General features: G+C 64.8%; 15 protein-coding genes. 11 read left to right on the forward strand and 4 right to left on the reverse strand.

What is annotated here, in order from left to right:
* Positions 1 to 11: 11 nt before the first annotated feature.
* The 4 genes from ACOCMM_RS04215 to ACOCMM_RS04230 all read left to right on the forward strand — a co-directional run bounded on the left by ACOCMM_RS04215 (position 12) and on the right by ACOCMM_RS04230 (position 5,057).
* Positions 12 to 1,358: an MFS transporter gene (locus ACOCMM_RS04215; protein WP_419551938.1), complete on the forward strand. Its 1,347-nt coding sequence runs from the start codon at positions 12 to 14 to the stop codon at positions 1,356 to 1,358.
* Positions 1,359 to 1,481: 123 nt separating this feature from the next.
* Complete coding sequence (locus ACOCMM_RS04220) at positions 1,482 to 2,573, forward strand: Zn-dependent alcohol dehydrogenase (RefSeq protein WP_419551939.1); 1,092 nt, start codon at positions 1,482 to 1,484, stop codon at positions 2,571 to 2,573.
* 62 nt (positions 2,574 to 2,635) lie between these two features.
* A complete protein-coding gene (locus ACOCMM_RS04225) occupies positions 2,636 to 3,460 on the forward strand; it encodes an SDR family NAD(P)-dependent oxidoreductase (protein ID WP_419551940.1) in 825 nt (274 codons plus the stop codon).
* 46 nt (positions 3,461 to 3,506) lie between these two features.
* Positions 3,507 to 5,057: an MFS transporter gene (locus ACOCMM_RS04230; RefSeq protein ID WP_419551941.1), complete on the forward strand. Its 1,551-nt coding sequence runs from the start codon at positions 3,507 to 3,509 to the stop codon at positions 5,055 to 5,057.
* 28 nt (positions 5,058 to 5,085) lie between these two features.
* On the opposite strand, the gene ACOCMM_RS04235 is transcribed toward ACOCMM_RS04230, so the two are convergent.
* Positions 5,086 to 6,105: an alpha/beta fold hydrolase gene (locus tag ACOCMM_RS04235; protein WP_419551942.1), complete on the reverse strand. Its 1,020-nt coding sequence runs from the start codon at positions 6,103 to 6,105 to the stop codon at positions 5,086 to 5,088.
* A gap of 162 nt (positions 6,106 to 6,267) precedes the next feature.
* On the opposite strand from ACOCMM_RS04235, the gene ACOCMM_RS04240 reads away from it, so the two are divergent.
* From ACOCMM_RS04240 to ACOCMM_RS04260, 5 genes are all read left to right on the forward strand, one after another.
* Positions 6,268 to 6,522: a type II toxin-antitoxin system Phd/YefM family antitoxin gene (locus ACOCMM_RS04240; protein WP_419551943.1), complete on the forward strand. Its 255-nt coding sequence runs from the start codon at positions 6,268 to 6,270 to the stop codon at positions 6,520 to 6,522.
* Positions 6,523 to 6,541: 19 nt separating this feature from the next.
* Entirely contained in the window at positions 6,542 to 6,805 is a 264-nt protein-coding gene (locus ACOCMM_RS04245) for a type II toxin-antitoxin system RelE family toxin (RefSeq protein ID WP_419551944.1), read from the forward strand.
* 74 nt (positions 6,806 to 6,879) lie between these two features.
* Positions 6,880 to 7,263 (forward strand): hypothetical protein, encoded by a 384-nt coding sequence (locus ACOCMM_RS04250; protein ID WP_419551945.1) that lies wholly within the window; start codon positions 6,880 to 6,882, stop codon positions 7,261 to 7,263.
* 14 nt (positions 7,264 to 7,277) lie between these two features.
* Positions 7,278 to 8,366, forward strand: a complete 1,089-nt coding sequence (locus ACOCMM_RS04255) for a hypothetical protein (RefSeq protein WP_419551946.1) — start codon at positions 7,278 to 7,280, stop codon at positions 8,364 to 8,366.
* A 44-nt stretch (positions 8,367 to 8,410) separates the two neighbouring features.
* Positions 8,411 to 9,199, forward strand: coding sequence for an enoyl-CoA hydratase/isomerase family protein (locus ACOCMM_RS04260; protein WP_419551947.1), 789 nt, complete (start codon positions 8,411 to 8,413; stop codon positions 9,197 to 9,199).
* A 55-nt stretch (positions 9,200 to 9,254) separates the two neighbouring features.
* On the opposite strand, the gene ACOCMM_RS04265 is transcribed toward ACOCMM_RS04260, so the two are convergent.
* The 3 genes from ACOCMM_RS04265 to ACOCMM_RS04275 form a co-directional block, all read right to left on the reverse strand.
* Entirely contained in the window at positions 9,255 to 10,301 is a 1,047-nt protein-coding gene (locus tag ACOCMM_RS04265; RefSeq protein WP_419551948.1) for an LLM class flavin-dependent oxidoreductase, read from the reverse strand.
* Between the two features lie 146 nt (positions 10,302 to 10,447).
* Entirely contained in the window at positions 10,448 to 11,290 is an 843-nt protein-coding gene (locus ACOCMM_RS04270) for a carboxymuconolactone decarboxylase family protein (RefSeq protein ID WP_419551949.1), read from the reverse strand.
* A 125-nt stretch (positions 11,291 to 11,415) separates the two neighbouring features.
* The gene (locus ACOCMM_RS04275; RefSeq protein ID WP_419551950.1) at positions 11,416 to 12,180 is read right to left on the reverse strand and encodes a dodecin family protein; all 765 of its coding nucleotides are present in this window, start codon (positions 12,178 to 12,180) and stop codon (positions 11,416 to 11,418) included.
* Between the two features lie 202 nt (positions 12,181 to 12,382).
* Between ACOCMM_RS04275 and ACOCMM_RS04280 the strand changes: the two genes are divergently transcribed.
* On the forward strand, positions 12,383 to 12,592 hold the full coding sequence (locus ACOCMM_RS04280; protein ID WP_419551951.1) for a dodecin family protein: 210 nt from the start codon (positions 12,383 to 12,385) through the stop codon (positions 12,590 to 12,592).
* Between the two features lie 100 nt (positions 12,593 to 12,692).
* Positions 12,693 to 15,125 carry a CaiB/BaiF CoA transferase family protein gene (locus ACOCMM_RS04285; RefSeq protein WP_419551952.1) on the forward strand — a complete coding sequence of 811 codons (2,433 nt, stop codon included), beginning with the start codon at positions 12,693 to 12,695 and terminating at the stop codon, positions 15,123 to 15,125.
* Positions 15,126 to 15,128: the final 3 nt, after the last annotated feature.

Here is a 15,128-nt window from a genome sequence, read left to right on the forward strand (position 1 = left end):
ATGCCGCGCTGATGCGCAGGGGTGCGGCCGTCACTGAGGCGCCGCGCCTCGAGTCCGAGTTCAGCGGCGGCGGGGCGTTCTCCGCACGCGGGTTCGCCCCGCTGTGGTTCAGCGGGTTGTGCTGGCACTGGGGACGCTGGGCGATCGCCTTTCTGGCGAGCTACCACGTCAATCAGATCACCGACTCGCCCCGCATGGTGCAGCTCACCGGTGCGGTCATGTGGGCGCCGCTGCTGCTTGGAGGTGCCATCGGCGGGGTGATCTCGGACCGGTTCGACCGCCGCCGCACCGTGCGGCTCCAGACCGCGTTGCTGGTGCCCTTCGTCGCCGTCATCGGGTTCGCCGAACGGTCCGACCAGCTGGGCATCTTGCTGCTGTTCCCGTTCCTGCTCTTCGCGGGCATCGGCTGGGTCGTCGACATGACAAGCCGGCGCGCCCTGGTGCTCGACATCGTCGGTCCGCACCGGCTGCACAAGGCAATGGCGTGGGAGACGATGGCGCTCGCATCCGGCGTGGCCGCTGGGCAGCTGCTCGGCGGTGCCGTCGCCGACCGTGCCGGTGTAGGGGCGGCCTTCCTCGGAGTGGCTGCCATGCTCGGTGTGGGCCTGTTCCTGCTCATGTGGGTGCCGCGGGTGCCCCCAGCCCGACCAGAGCCCGCAGCAACAGATCGATGGTCCGATGCTCTGGCGGACCGGATCTTTGAAGTCGTGCCCCTCGGCGGGGCATCTCATCGTCCGGAGCCTGCGCGAAACTCGACGCTTGCTGAGCTTCGTGCGGGCTTGCGACTGGCCCGCACCAACCGGGGCCTGCTCAGCATCCTGGGCGTCACCGTGATGGCGAACTTCTTCATGTTTGCCTACTTCCCCGCGGTGCAGCTCATCGGCGACGAGGTCGATGCCACGGCGTCACAGATCGGGATCATCGGCTCGATGACCGGCTTCGGCATGATCACTGGATCGCTGGTCACCGCCAAGTGGGGCAGTGGCCGCTGGGGGCTCGCCTACACGTTCGGCGTTTTCGTGGCCATGGCGATGCTGATCGTGTGGGCGCTGTCGCCGAACTTCCTGATCGCGGCAATCACGTTGTATGTGGCGAGCTGCGGCAGTGGACTCTTTGCCGCCACACAGTCGACCTTGGTGCTCACCACCGTCTCTGAGGAGATGCGGGGCCGTGCGATGGGCCTGCTGAGCATGGCCATCGGCGCTCTGCCGGTGGGCACCTACGTGCTCGGCGAAGTGGCCCAGCAGCTCGGTGCTCGCACAGCGGTCATCTTGATGGCCTGCGGGGGTCTGGCGGGCATGACGCTGTGGCTGATGATCCGTCCCGAGGTCATTCGCCGTACCGGCCCCACGCCCTGAGCCCCGGGGCACAACCGGGTGCCGCGCTGGACGCCAAGCTTTCATGCGCTAGCCCGCAGGTGACTACGCTGCGGCGTGGCCAAGTTGCGCCGTAGCCGTGCGTGACGGGAGGGGAAGCCGACGATGAAAGCAGCAGTGCTCAACGAGATTCCGGGCGAACTTGAGATCGAAGACATCTCGATGGATGCACCCGGTCCGAACGAGGTCGTGATCGAGGTTCGCCATGCTGGGCTGTGTCACAGCGACCTGCACTTCATGGACGCCCACTGGCCCTATGAGCTGCCTGCCGTGATGGGCCACGAGAGCGCTGGCCTCGTTGCCGCCGTCGGCGACAACGTCTCGTACGTGAAGCCAGGTGATCACGTCATCACCTGCCTCTCTGTTTTCTGTGGTCACTGCGAGCGCTGCCTGACCGGGCGCCCCAACATTTGCCAGAACCACGCTGCAGTGGCCCGCGCCGATGGCGCTGCGCCGCGGCTGTCCAAGCCTGACGGCACCGCGGTCTCGCAGTTCGCCCGACTCGGTGGGTTTGCCGAGGAGATGCTCGTTCACCAGAACGCCGTGGTGAAGATCCGCGACGACATGCCGCTCGACCGTGCTTCTCTCATCGGCTGTGGCGTCACCACCGGTCTGGGTGCGGTGTTCAAGACGGCCCGCATCGAGCCCGGTTCCACGGTTGCGGTATACGGCGCAGGCGGCATCGGCCTCTCTGCAGTCCAGGGTGCACGCATCGCCGGGGCTGGTCGGGTGATCTCGGTCGATGTCGAGAACGCCAAGCTCGAGACGGCTCGCCAGGTAGGCGCCACCGACACGGTCAACGGCGCCGAGGTCGATGCCGTGGAAGCCATCAGGGAGCTGACCGGCGGCGGGGTGGACTACGCCTTCGAGTGCATCGGGCTGAAGCGGACCTGCGAACAAGCGTGGTCGTCATCGCGACAGGGCGGCACGACCGTCATCGTCGGGATGATGCCGCTCGGCGAGAAGATCGAGATTGCCGGCTACGAGGTGTTCATGCTCGAGAAGCGGCTGCAGGGCTCGATGATGGGCTCGAACGCCTTCCGGGTGGACATGCCCCGTTACGTCGACATGTACCTCGATGGACGGCTGATGCTCGACGAGATGATCTCGGCGCACATGCCGCTCGAAGACATCAACACCGGCTACGAGCAGATGCGCCAGCGCGTCGGCACTCGCACCGTCATCGATTTCGACTAGCGGGCCCCGTATCGGTACACACTCACAGCAACGCACACAACTCGAGGAGCGAGCGAGGGACAATGGACGTCGAGGGCAAAGTTGCCGTCGTGACCGGCGCGGCAAGCGGCATGGGTCGCGCCATGGCAGTCACGTTCGCGGCGGCGGGCATGAAGGTGGTGCTGGCCGACATCGAAGAAACACCGCTGTCCGATGCCGCTGCTGATATCAGCGCGACTGGTGCAGAAGCCATTGCGGTACGCACCGATGTGTCCAAGCTGGCCGACATCGAAGCGCTCGCGGAGGCGGCGGTAGAGCAATTCGGCGCAGTCCATGTCCTGTGCAACAACGCAGGAGTCGGCATTCCCGGCCCGGTGGGGGACATGTCGCTCGAGGACTGGCGCTGGACCCTCGACATCGACCTGTGGGGACCGATCTGCGGCACCCATGTCTTCCTGCCGATCATCGAGGCAGCGGGCGAGGGTCACATCAACTCGACCGCATCGGTTGCCGGCCTGTATGCAGGCGCCTCACTGGGTGCGTACAACGTGGCCAAGCACGGTGTCGTTGCTCTCATGGCCACCCTTGAGCGCGATCTGCGGCTGCGCAACTCGCCGGTCCGTGCGTCGGTGCTGTGCCCCGGGCCGATCAACACCAACATCGTCTACAGCCAGCGCAATCGCGACCCTGAGGATGCCTCCCATCACGTCCGCACCGAGCAGGGCGACAAATTCTGGGACATGCTCCGGGGTTTCCTGGCGGAAGGCATGGACCCGTCCGAGGTCGGCCCGATGGTGCTCGACGCTGTCCGCACCGACCGCTTCTGGGTGCTGACGCATCCGGACATGGGCAAGATCGCCCGGTACCAGGTGGAGGCGATGCTCGACGACGGGCATCTCACTCGTTGAGCGGCCCGTTCGGGCGACGACGCACGCACTTGCGGCTGATGCCCTGATGAAGCCCGCCGGTTCGATCTGGCGCGCGCCAACGCAGATTCCGGCGGCTCGCCCGTCAGTCTTCACGGTCGTCCCGCAAGTGCTCGACGTCGCGGGCCGCCCGCTGCCGCCGTCTGTCGCTCCGTCGCCGTCGCGCTCAGGCGATCGGCCACCGGTCGTCGAGGCACCCGAATCGGACAGCTACCGGTGGCGACTGCTGATCGTGATCGGCGTTGCGGTGCTGGGCTTCGGCTCGTTGATGACGCTCGTCAATGCTGCCTTGGTGCCGATCGCTGACGAGTTTGGCACCACTGCGTCCAACGCCGGCTGGGTGATGACGGGCCTCATGCTGGCGATGGCGGTGTCGACTCCGGCGGGCGGGAAGCTTGCCGACATCTATGGGCATCGCCGCATGTTCATGATCGGAATGGCAGGCATGACCGCCATGATGATCGCCAACTATTGGGTCTGGAACCTCGGCTCGTTTGTTGCCGTGCGGGTGGTGTTCGGCCTGTGCGGCGGCCTGCTCATGCCCGCAGCGATGGCGCTGCTGATGCATGCATTCGGTCCCGAGCGCCGTGCTCAAGCGGTGGGCTGGTTCCAGTTCGCCATGACCGGCGCACCCTCCATAGGTGTGGTCGCCGGCGGACCGCTGCTGGATGTCGTCGGCTGGCGAGCGATCTTCATGATGTTCGGCCTGATCGGGCTGGGCGGCACCTTGCTTGCCGCATTCGTCGTGAAACCGATCCCGAAGGGTCAGCGAGTGTCGATCGACGTGCTCGGAGCGCTGCTGCTGGCGACCGGGACGCTGCTCGTTCTGCTGGCTATCACGCGGGTGCCGACGCTGACGCGCACAGGCGCACCGGTGCTGTCGGATCAGACGCTCATGCTGATGCTGGGCGGGGCGATCGCGGCGTTCGTGGTGTTCGTGCTGTGGGAGCTGCGCTCCACGTTTCCGCTGCTTGACGTCCGCTTGTTCCGCCGACCCAACTTCTCCATGCCGCTGATCTCTGCGGCCTGCAACCAGTTCGCCTACATGGGCGCGTTCGTGATCGTGCCCATCGTGCTGCAGGAGCGATATCTGTACTCCGTCGGGGTTGCTGCCTTGCTGATGGTGCCGCGGCCTGGCGCATTTGCGCTCGCATCGCCGTTCGGCGGAACGCTGGTGACCAAGATCGGCGCACGGGTTCCGATGATCTTTGCGTCGACCGCCATGATCGGCTCGATGCTGGCTTTCGCCGCCGGCAGCAGTCCCGGGGATTGGGGGCTCACGCTGGTCATGGTCGGGCTTGTGCTGTCGGGTGTGTCAGCTGGCTTCGGCTCGCCGGCCTATCAGATGCTCGTTGCCAACTCCGTTGATGACAAGGATCTCGGCATCGCCAACGGCATGAACCAGACCGTCATGTGGATCGGCATCATCTTCGGCATCCAGTCGATGCTTGCGTTCTCAGGCGAAGACCCGACGCTGGGGCGCACCCAAGCCACCTTCATCTTCGGAGCCATTGTCGCGGCGTTCGGTTTCATAACGCCGCTGTTTGCTTCCCGCCGCGCTCTTTCCTCCCGCGGCTGATTCCGGATCGGCACCGAGCGAGAGCGAGCTAGAGCGCGGCGAGGAAGTCGAGCAACTCGGCGTTGAGTTCGTCGGCGGCTTCCTGCTGGACCCAGTGGCCGATGCCGTCGAGGATTACTGACTTGTGCAGGTTGGGCATGGTTTCGGGGAACTTTGCGATCGATCCGGCGCCCCAGACCGTCGGTCCGTCCACTTCGCCTCCGACGAACAGGCTCGGCTGGGTGATGGGCGCGCTGTCGAATGCAGCCATGTCCTCCCAGTCGCGGTCGACGTTGCGGTAGCGGTTGAGCCCGCCCGACATGCCGGTGCGGATGAACTCCGAGGCGTAGTAGGCGAAGTCCGCTTCGGACATCCAGTGCGGCCAGGTGCCGGGTTCGGGCCAGATGAAGCGGTCCGACAGCTTGCCGCCCGGCGCCACTGTGAAGCGTCCGCCCGACGAGTCCGCTGAGGCCACGCGTGCCCGGACACCGTCGCCCGAGGCGGCGTAGTACATGCCCAGCAACCAGTGGGGCAGGTCGACTTCCATTTCTGCTTCTGCACGTCCCGGCTTCTGGAAGTACTCGATGTAGAACTCCTCGTCGCCGCCCATCATCCGGAACGCTGCGCTCGGCTTGAAGTCGCTGCGGGCGTTGTAGGGCACGCTCACCAGCCCGAGGGCGGTGAAGATGTCGGGCCGCAGCAGCGCCGAGCTCCAGGCGATCGGCGCTCCCCAGTCGTGTCCCACGATGACCGCCGAGTCCTCGCCGAGTCCTCGCACGACACCGACGTTGTCGGCGACATGGCGAACCATGCGGTAGTCCTCCACGGCTGTGGGCGCGGAGGAGCGGCCGTAGCCCCGGACGTCGATGGCTACGGCCCGGTACCCGGCTGCGGCAACGGCGGGGAGCTGGTGGCGCCACGAGTACCACGATTCGGGAAAGCCGTGCACGAACAGCACCATCGGCCCCTCGCCCAGCTCGGCCACATGGATCCGGGTGCCCAGCGCATCCACGTCGTGGTGCTTCACACCGGACAGGTCGAGGGTGGTGGTGCCGTTCGATTCGCTCATGGCCGACATTCTGGCCCGCACGCCGCGATTCCGCTTCGTCCTCCAAAAAAGCTGTTGATCAAAACTAATTAAAAATTACTATAATATGTTGTTATGGATGTTGGGCGGCTCATGAACGGATACGACACTATTGGTCAGAATTCTGGTCTAAAATCGTCGACCATGACTGAAGTTCTGCCGTTCTCCGAGGCAAAGGCCCGGTTGTCGGAGTTGGCAGACCGCATCGAAAATCAGCACGAACGCATTGTGGTGACCCGACATGGTCGGCCGTCGTTCGTGCTCATGAGCCCCGACGAACTGGAATCGCTCGAAGAGACGCTGGACATACTCGGGGACGAGGAACTCATGGCGTCATTGCGGTTGTCTCAGCAAGAAGCTGCCGAGGGCAAGCTGATCCCGCTGCAAGAAATCATCTAGGTCGACCCGATTCGAATCGGTGTATGCCGTTGCGCTCACCGCTGCCAGCAGACGGCACATCGACCGCCTGCCCGAAGGTGTGCGCGCTGCCGCATTGGCAACCATGAGCGGACCCATCAGCGAGAATCCGTTCCGGGCTGGAAAGCCTCTTGGCGGGATTCTGAGCGGTTACCGATCCGCTCGTCGTGGGGACTACCGCATCGTCTACGAAGTGGATGAAGATGCCGAGATCGTCGTCATCCACCGGGTCCAACACCGCCGCGACGTCTACCGACTCGCCTAGATCGCATCCCACGGAACCGGTAGGCACAGAGCCGGCTGGCGAACTTGTCGCACCCCTCCGCGATGCTGGCGGCTGTGAACACACAATTGACTGAACTCATCGAGAATGCGCCGTGGCGCGAGGCCGTGACCTACCGGGACACGTGGCCGCACGAGTACGTGCTGAGCGAGAAGGACGATCAGCGGGAGCTGCTCGCGGCGATCTGCGCCCGGTTCCACGCCGGCGAGGGCGTCACGGGCCGCTTCTTTCGCATGACTAACACGTACCTGTTCGTCGGCGACTTCAAGTACTGGCTGATGACCGACTACCGCGAGATCAATCCGCTCGCCGGCGAGGACAACTACGTCATCAACCGGGCACTGCTGTACCGCGACAGGCGAGACTTCGTGATCCAGCCCGGAGACACCGGCCGCCACGACGACTACCCAACATCACCCGCGCGCGACTGGACCAACTGAACGGAGACCTCCTGATGCCCGACGATCAAGCGATGCCCACTGGCGACACGCTCCTCGCCCATCTCGTGCCGAAACTGACGCCCCAAGTCGAGGACGCCGCTACTGACGCCCTCGCCTACATCCTCAACAAGTCCAAGCCGTGCCTTAGTGCCCTCGTCGACTTGGTCACCGGCAACGAGTTCCTTCTTGATCCCGTGGACAGCGTCAGGACCCAGGTAGTTCGTGAAGACAAGTCACGACTCGATCTCGTTGGTTATGACAGCGACGGTTCGGAACGGCTCATCATCGAGTCCAAGTTCTGGGCAGCTCTCCTCGATGGACAAGCGAGCGGCTACGTGCGGCATCTCGATTGTGACAAGCCAAGCCTTCTGCTCTTCGTAGCTCCTGAAGTCCGGCGGGCTGCACTTTGGAATGAGATCTGTGCGCAGATGGACGCCAGCAATCACCCATCTCTGGTGCCATTCCGCGACGACGAACGACTGCTGATGAGCCGCGTTGGGGAGACAGGCAAGTATCTGGCGCTCACCAGCTGGATATGTGTCCTTGAGCAGCTGAAGGGGGCAGCATCCGAACTCGCGCTGGTTTCGGAAATCGAACAGCTTGTGGGTTTGGTGACCAGTCAGGGCGACCGGAGATTCAAGCCGCTGCACGCTGAAGACCTTGATGCATCGATCCCCCGCAGGATTCTGGACTTCAACCGCATAGTCGACAACGTGGTCCGTCAAGGTGTCGATCAGAAATGGCTCTCCACCAAAGGCTTGGCTGCGGCTGCCGTGGCCGATGGTTATGGCAGATTCATCAAGTTTCTCGGCGATTTTGGCGAGAGGCAGACCTTTGAGCTGTCGATCCGCATCAGCTACAGCAAATGGGCGCGCAGCGGCGAGACGCCGATTTGGCTACGTCTGGGGAATCCGGCACCGGTGGATCTCGCTTCGCTTAACCAGCAGCTTGGCCTGTCTGAGGAGTGGCGGCCAGGAGAGTGGCTATGGGTGCCGATCTTGCTCAAGGCAGCAGCCTTTCTCGAAGACGTCGTCGAGGATGCTGCCCGCCAGGTCAGAGCGGTTCGAGATCGTGCCATCGAAATAGGGGCGAACCGAGCCTGAGCCAAGTCCTGCGGCGATCGTCCCCCTGGGCAAGGATGGGCGGCATGAGTTTGCTGCCCTTTGAGTTGCCGTCATTGGAGACCGTCGAGTTGGCGCCTGACGGCGAGACGCTGCGGGTTTGGCTGAATCGGCCGGAGTTTCGCAATGCGCACAACCAGTTGATGATCCGCGAGGTCGGGGACCTATTCGGTGCTCTGAACGGGCAGACGCAGTTCCGGGTGGTGGTGTTCGCTGGTCGCGGGAAGTCGTTCTGCGCCGGTGCTGACCGCAAGGAGCAGCCACCGGTTGCTGCGAACGATCGCGAGGCCCGCTACATCAACCAGTTGGGCAGGCGGGCGGCACGGGCGATAGAGGACTGCGAGGTAGTCACGATCGCTCGGGTACACGGTCATGCCATCGGCGGTGGCTGCTGCTTCGCCACGAGCTGTGACTTTCGTATCAGCGAGGCCAGCGCACTTTGGTACGTGCCGGAGGTGGAGCTAGGGGTGCCGTTGCCGTGGGGTGCCACGCCCCGGCTGATCGCCGAGCTCGGGATGTCCCGGGCCCGCCAATTCGTCATGACCAGCGAACGCATCGACGGGCATAAGGCCGCCGAGTGGGGCTTGGCTCATGAAGTGTGTGACAACGAACAAGCGCTCGATGCGGCCGTCGAACGCTGGGTGGCCCGCCTGCTTGACCTGCCTGCGCTGTCCGTGCAGATGGCCAAGCACCAACTGCGCGGCTACGCCCAGGTCACGAGACTCGGCGATCTGTCGGAATTCGACGGCGACGCATCGGCCAAGTCGATCACCAGCGAGGACGCTCAAGCCCGCTTTGGCACGTTCGGAGCGTGACTTCGCCGGTCGGGACAGCCGCTCCGACGCAATCGACCAAGAGATTCGATCTCACTCAGTTGAAGGCCGGCATCACCTGGTCGTGGATGAGCTGCAGTTGGCCCGTGACATCGGGGACCTCGATGTCTCGTTCGGTGAAGGCGTTCAGCAGGAACGAGTCCGTGATGCAGGCGACGAAGTGGTTGACCCCGCTCGGCTCGATCTCCGACTTGATCTTGTCGACCACTTCCTCGGGGGTGCCCGCCACCGAGAGCTTCTCGGCGATGTCGGGCGTCATGGCGTCGATCGCTCCCTGGACGTCTCCGTCTCCGAAGGCGTCGAGAATGGGCTGAACGTCGGCCTGCGAGACGCCGTGCCGCTCCATCTGTTCGACCGCCATGGCCGGGATGTAGAACGCTCCGATGGTTTGGGCGGCGGCCTTGGCCTTCTCCGAGTCAGGCCCGATGGCGAACACGTTCCAGACCGCAATGTCCAGGTTCCGCCAGTTGCGCCCAGCCCGCTCCGCGCCAATTCTCAGGTGCTCCACCATGTAGTCGCACGCCTCTTTGGAGTATTGGGCGAAAGCGTGGGTGCCGTCGGAGAGCTCACCCGCCGCCTCGAAGGACCTTGGACCGCGCAAGGCACCGATCAGCAGCGGAAGTTTCTCCTGCACTGGACGGGCGAATGTGAACAGCCCGTCGTAGTTGTAGAACTCACCCTCGAAGGTCAGCGCTCCGGTGTCGAGGAAGGTGCGCATTACTTCGTGCGCCTCCTTGACCCGAGACAGCGTCTTGATGCCAGTCCAGTCCAACCCGTACTGGGCGAGCAGGCTGAAGTTCCCAATGGAGATGACGCATTCGGCACGACCACCGGTCAACTCGTCGAGCGTCGCGACCGCCTGGGCAACTTGGGTCGGCTCGCGCAAGGCGATCGGGGCCAAGCTCGGACCCAGACGGATTTGCTCGGTCGAAGACGCCGCGGCTGCGAACAGCACATAGAGGTCCTTGTGCCAGGTCTCGTCTGCTGCGTAGCACCCGTAGAAGCCGAGTTCGTCAGCCAACTTGATGTGTTCTATAGACTCCTGTAGCGGGTAGTCGGGCAGTGTTACGAAACTGAACTTCATCATTGCTCCTTAGCCCAGATGCACCGGTATCGGCTTCCCCCCAAATCGTAGAGGGCTGGCCAGTTGGTGTTGGCTAATTCGTAGTCGGTCGGGCTGATGCTGTCGAGGGCGCTGTGCAGGCGGCGGGCGTCGATCTCGTCGCAGCGTCAGCTGCGAGCATCGATCTTCGCGAACGCCTTCTTCATGGCCTGATAGCCCTCGACCGCACGCGGGATGCCGCCGTAGATGGTCATCTGCACCATGATCTCCTCGATCTCGGTGCGCGACAGGCCGTGGTTGAGGCCGGCTGGAACGTGGAATGCCAGCTCATCGGTGCCGCGTAGCACCGTCAGGATTGAGATGACGACAATGCTGCGATCGCGCCGCGACAGTTCATCCCGTGCCCAGAGGTCCCCAAAGGCCCAGTGGTAGGCGATGCGTCCCACCTCGCCGAGATGTTCGACGAGACGCGCCATGTCCTCGGCTGGATCGCTGGAAGCACGCCCAGCCGTGAGCGTCTGGCGCACCTCGACCGCCCGTCGCTCCCGTTCGTCGTCGTCGAGCTCAGGTCCGGGGGACCGCTCCGGCAGCCGTTCGACGCCGTCGAGGGTGCGAAACCGGTCGTCTACGACCCGCGATGCCGCCATGGCCATCGGGAAACCGGCATAGGCGGCCACCTGGATCAGGATCTCCTCGATCTCGGTGCGCTCAAGGCCGTGGTTCAGCCCGACGTCGGTATGCAGCGACAACTCTTCGTTGGAGCCGATGGTGGCGAGCACAGTGATGACGATGAGGCTGCGATCCCGTCGCGACAGCTGCGGCCGCGACCACACGTCGCCCATGACGACATCGAACGCAAATGTTCCCAGTGCGCCATGGCGCCGGGTCATCGCACGCCGTGCACGCTCGGCGTCGAACTCGCCGTTCGTGAATCGCTCGAACACCTCGAGTGCCGCCGCCCGCCGTTCGGCGTGCGTACGTGATCCCGTCTCTGCCCCGGTCGTGGTCATCCTGGCCTCCCTGTGCCGGTTCGTCCGCGTTTCGGCGCTTGCCATCATCGCCGCGATCGGCTGGGTCGTGCCACGCTGAGGCGCTACGTCCCATCAAGAACTTGGTGCTGCATCGACTGGACGGGCTATAGCTCGCCGGGCTCCTTGCCGGGCAGGTAGGTGACCGGCAGGTTCGTGATGCGGCGCACACGCGACGGCAGGTCGGCTCCCACCAAGCGCGAGGCCCCAGCGGGCAGCGTCGACAGGATGATGCCGTCGAAGCTGGAGCGCGACAGCACTGCTTGGATCGCCCGCAGCGGGTCAGGGTCGCCGAGCTCGCCGGATGCTGCGTACGACGCTGCCGCGATCTTCGCCAGCTGCGCGTCGAGCCGCTTCTGTGCCTGCTCCATGCCGAGCGTGTCCGGTCCCAGGAAATCGGCTGCCGGCACATGCTCGGAGGGGATGCCGGTGACCGGATCGGCCGCGAGCATCGACAGCCGTCGTGCCCGGGCGTAGCTCTTCGAATGCGTCATCGGCACGAGCAGGTGGAACTCGCAGGTACCGTGCGAGTTCAGACGGTCGATCTCAGCCACGACTTCGCCGGTGCCCAACGTTTGGTTGGCCACGATGAGCCACCGCGTCACTTCCACATCGGGAGCGCCCGGCGTCAGACCCGGCCGCATGCGGTCGACTTGGAACGCCATGCTGAGCTTGATCCGGTAGAGGGCGATCTCGCCCTCCACGATCATCACGTCGCGTTCTTTCACATGTGCCACCGACAGATCGCGGATCGTCTTGGTGGCCTCGGCGACTCCCCGACGCGCCGCGTCTTCCCAAGAGATCCGGCTTGCCGCGACCAGCGTGATGACTTTCTCGACAGCGTTGTGATTGCGCTGAGGTGATTCGTTCAAGATGCGGACCTGTTCGGTGTGCGTCTCGTTCCTGCGAGCGGGAAGCGATGCGCTTCGGTGGGGCAGACTGTAGGGCACACCGCGTTCGTGCGGCACAACGCGCACATGCGGGTGTGCTGAAGTGGCAGTCGCGACCTCGGGCGTCAGGTCCGACGGCCTGGCAACAGGTTGGGTCGCGATGTCGGACATCAAGGAGAAACCAATGAGCAGCGTCTACAACGTGATCGAGCTGATCGGGACGAGCGACGAGTCGTGGGAGAAAGCCACGCAGAACGCGATTACCGAGGCCTCCAAAACCCTGCGAGATCTCCGGGTCGCAGAGGTCGTCGAGCAAGACGTGGTGATTGAGGGCGGCGCAATCGCAGCGTTCCGTACCAAGGTCCGGCTGTCGTTCAAGCACGAGTCGCCTTGAGCCACAACACCTCCATCACGACGAACCCCCCGCGCAGCCCGAGGGGAGCGCGCGGACCGGGCGCGCCCGTGCGATTGCCGAGCGAGCGCCTGATCGTTCGATGACCGCGCGCTGCCTCGACGGCATCCGAGTCGTCGAGTTGGGGCAGATGGTCGCGGCACCCTGGACTGCGAAGCTGCTCGCCGATCTCGGAGCCGATGTCATCAAGGTCGAGCCGCCGGACGGCGACCCCGCTCGCCGCCGTGGGCCGTACCGCCCCGACGCGGGCGACCAAGGTGACATCGGTGGGTTGTTCGCAGCAATCAACACGAACAAGCGCAGCGTGGTTGCCAACCTCTCGCATCCCGACGGCCGCTCGACGCTCGACAGATTGCTTGGGGACGCAGACCTGTTCATCCACGACCTAGCCCCGCGCGCAGCAGCAGAGCTCGACCTGATGCCAGAGTCGCTGCGGGCACAGCATCCGTCGCTGGTGACGACGTCGATAACGCCATTCGGGCAGACCGGGCCGTATGCCGACTGGCGGGCCGAAGAACTGCAGGTCGTCCACGGCGGCGGCTGGGGCTGGCTCGCTCCCGGCTGCGTGCAGGATCCTGAGTTGCCCCCGCTGAAACCGCACGGCCACCAGGCAGCGTTCCAATCCGGTTTCGCCGCGGCATGCGCCTCGCTTGCCGCCGTCGACCGGGCACAGCGCACCGGAGGGGGCGAGCACATCGACTTCGCCCAGATGTCCTACGTCGTCGGCATGTTGGAAGCGGCATTCATCATCTGGTCCTACACGGGCGAGATCCCCAGCCGTCTGGGTGCCCGCATCCTCAATCCCTGGGGGATATTCCCGGCCACCGACGGGCACATCTTCCTCGTGTGCGTCGAATCCGACCAGTGGGAGCGGCTGAAGGATCTGATGGGTCGGCCGGAGTGGGCCGATATGGACATCTTCGACACCGTCGAGGGCCGCTTCGAGAACGAAGACCTGCTGCGCATGTGGCTCGGCGAGTGGATCGCCGACCAGTCGGTGATGGAGCTGTTCCACCGGGGCCAGCGAGAGCGCCTGGCGTTCGCGCCCGTGAACACGGTTGCGCAGATGGCCGCCGATCCGCACCTGGCGGCCCGCGATTTCCTCGTGACGTACGTCCAGCCCGGTCTCGGGACGATCACGGTGCCCGGCCCGCCATCGCGGCTCACCAATCTGTGGTGGTCGATCCGCCGACCGGCTCCAGCGCTCGGCGAGCACGACGGCATCGAGTTCGCTGCGAACGGGCGTGACGAGACGACCGCAGCAGCGGTTCGAGCCGATGGCTCCCCGGCGGCTGGCACCTTGGTGACCGGCCGTCCGCTCGAGGGCGTCACGGTCGCGGATTTCAGCTGGGTTTGGGCGGGGCCATATTGCACGCTGCACCTGGCGCATCTGGGCGCGACCGTCATCAAGATCGAATCGTCGGCTCGGCCGGACTTGGGCCGCAGACTCCCGACCTATTCGGTGCATCACGATCCGACGCTCGACACCAACGGGTACTTCAACCAGTACGGGCAGGGCAAGAAGAGCATCACCATCGACATGGGCACGGCGCAGGGGCGTGCGTTGGCAAAGCGTCTGGCGCTGAGCTGTGACCTCGTGGTGTCGAACTACGCGACCGGCGTTATGGACGAGTGGGGTCTCGGCTACGAATCGCTTGCAGCGGAGCGTCCGGATGTGATCGTGGGCGCCGTCAGCGGGTACGGCCACCACGGGCCGTACAAGTCGTACATGGGCTACGGGCCGACGACCGGACCGCTGTCAGGCCTGGCATCCATGACCGGTTATCCCGGCGGTGACGCAGACGAGCTCGGTGTGTCGCTCGGCGACCCCGCAGCAGGCATCGCCACCGCGTACGCGCTCGTGGCAGCGCTGGTGGCGCGGCGCCGCACCGGCGAGGGGCAGTTCATCGACACCTCCATGTGGGAGGCCACCACGGCGTGCACCGCTGAGGGCTGGATGGAATGGGTGCTGCGGGGCTCCCAGCCCGAACCGATGGGCAACCTGGATCCGTTGTGGTCGCCGCACAACCTGTACCGCTGCGCCGGCGACGATGACTGGGTCGCCATCTGCTGTGTCGACGAGACCGAGTGGGCGGCTTTGACGGCCCGCACGGGCATCGACCCCGCCGACGAACGTTTCACGACAGCTGTCGATCGCAAGGCCAATGAGTCCGAGCTGGACAAGCTCATCGGCGCTTGGACTCGCGAGCGTGACCAGTGGGACGTCACCGAGCTCTTGCAGGCCGCTGGCGTACCCGCGTTCCCGTCACTCAGCGTCCGATCGCTCGAAGAGAACCCGCACCTAGCGGCACGTCGCCTCATTGAACGCCTGGATCATCCCGCTGTCGGCCAGATGAGCCACGTAGGTATCCCGTGGCTTCTGACCGAGGGCACGAACGGCGTGCGAGCACCGGCACCAACACTGGGTCAGCACACGCACGAGATGTTGAGCGACGTGCTCGGGCTCAGCGCAACTGAGATCGCGGCGCTGGAACAAGCAGGCGCTCTGCGCTAGCCG

This window comes from Candidatus Poriferisodalis sp., from assembly GCF_965198245.1.
Taxonomy (GTDB): domain Bacteria; phylum Actinomycetota; class Acidimicrobiia; order Acidimicrobiales; family Poriferisodalaceae; genus Poriferisodalis.

What these genes read in the sequence shown, in the direction of transcription:
- ACOCMM_RS04215 (WP_419551938.1), top strand. Translation starts at nt 12, where the DNA reads ATGCGCAGGGGTGCGGCCGTCACTGAGGCGCCGCGCCTCGAGTCCGAG.
- ACOCMM_RS04220 (WP_419551939.1), top strand. Translation starts at nt 1,482, where the DNA reads ATGAAAGCAGCAGTGCTCAACGAGATTCCGGGCGAACTTGAGATCGAA.
- ACOCMM_RS04225 (WP_419551940.1), top strand. Translation starts at nt 2,636, where the DNA reads ATGGACGTCGAGGGCAAAGTTGCCGTCGTGACCGGCGCGGCAAGCGGC.
- ACOCMM_RS04230 (WP_419551941.1), top strand. Translation starts at nt 3,507, where the DNA reads ATGAAGCCCGCCGGTTCGATCTGGCGCGCGCCAACGCAGATTCCGGCG.
- ACOCMM_RS04235 (WP_419551942.1), bottom strand. Translation starts at nt 6,105, where the DNA reads ATGAGCGAATCGAACGGCACCACCACCCTCGACCTGTCCGGTGTGAAG.
- ACOCMM_RS04240 (WP_419551943.1), top strand. Translation starts at nt 6,268, where the DNA reads ATGACTGAAGTTCTGCCGTTCTCCGAGGCAAAGGCCCGGTTGTCGGAG.
- ACOCMM_RS04255 (WP_419551946.1), top strand. Translation starts at nt 7,278, where the DNA reads ATGCCCGACGATCAAGCGATGCCCACTGGCGACACGCTCCTCGCCCAT.
- ACOCMM_RS04260 (WP_419551947.1), top strand. Translation starts at nt 8,411, where the DNA reads ATGAGTTTGCTGCCCTTTGAGTTGCCGTCATTGGAGACCGTCGAGTTG.
- ACOCMM_RS04265 (WP_419551948.1), bottom strand. Translation starts at nt 10,301, where the DNA reads ATGAAGTTCAGTTTCGTAACACTGCCCGACTACCCGCTACAGGAGTCT.
- ACOCMM_RS04270 (WP_419551949.1), bottom strand. Translation starts at nt 11,290, where the DNA reads ATGACCACGACCGGGGCAGAGACGGGATCACGTACGCACGCCGAACGG.
- ACOCMM_RS04280 (WP_419551951.1), top strand. Translation starts at nt 12,383, where the DNA reads ATGAGCAGCGTCTACAACGTGATCGAGCTGATCGGGACGAGCGACGAG.
- ACOCMM_RS04285 (WP_419551952.1), top strand. Translation starts at nt 12,693, where the DNA reads ATGACCGCGCGCTGCCTCGACGGCATCCGAGTCGTCGAGTTGGGGCAG.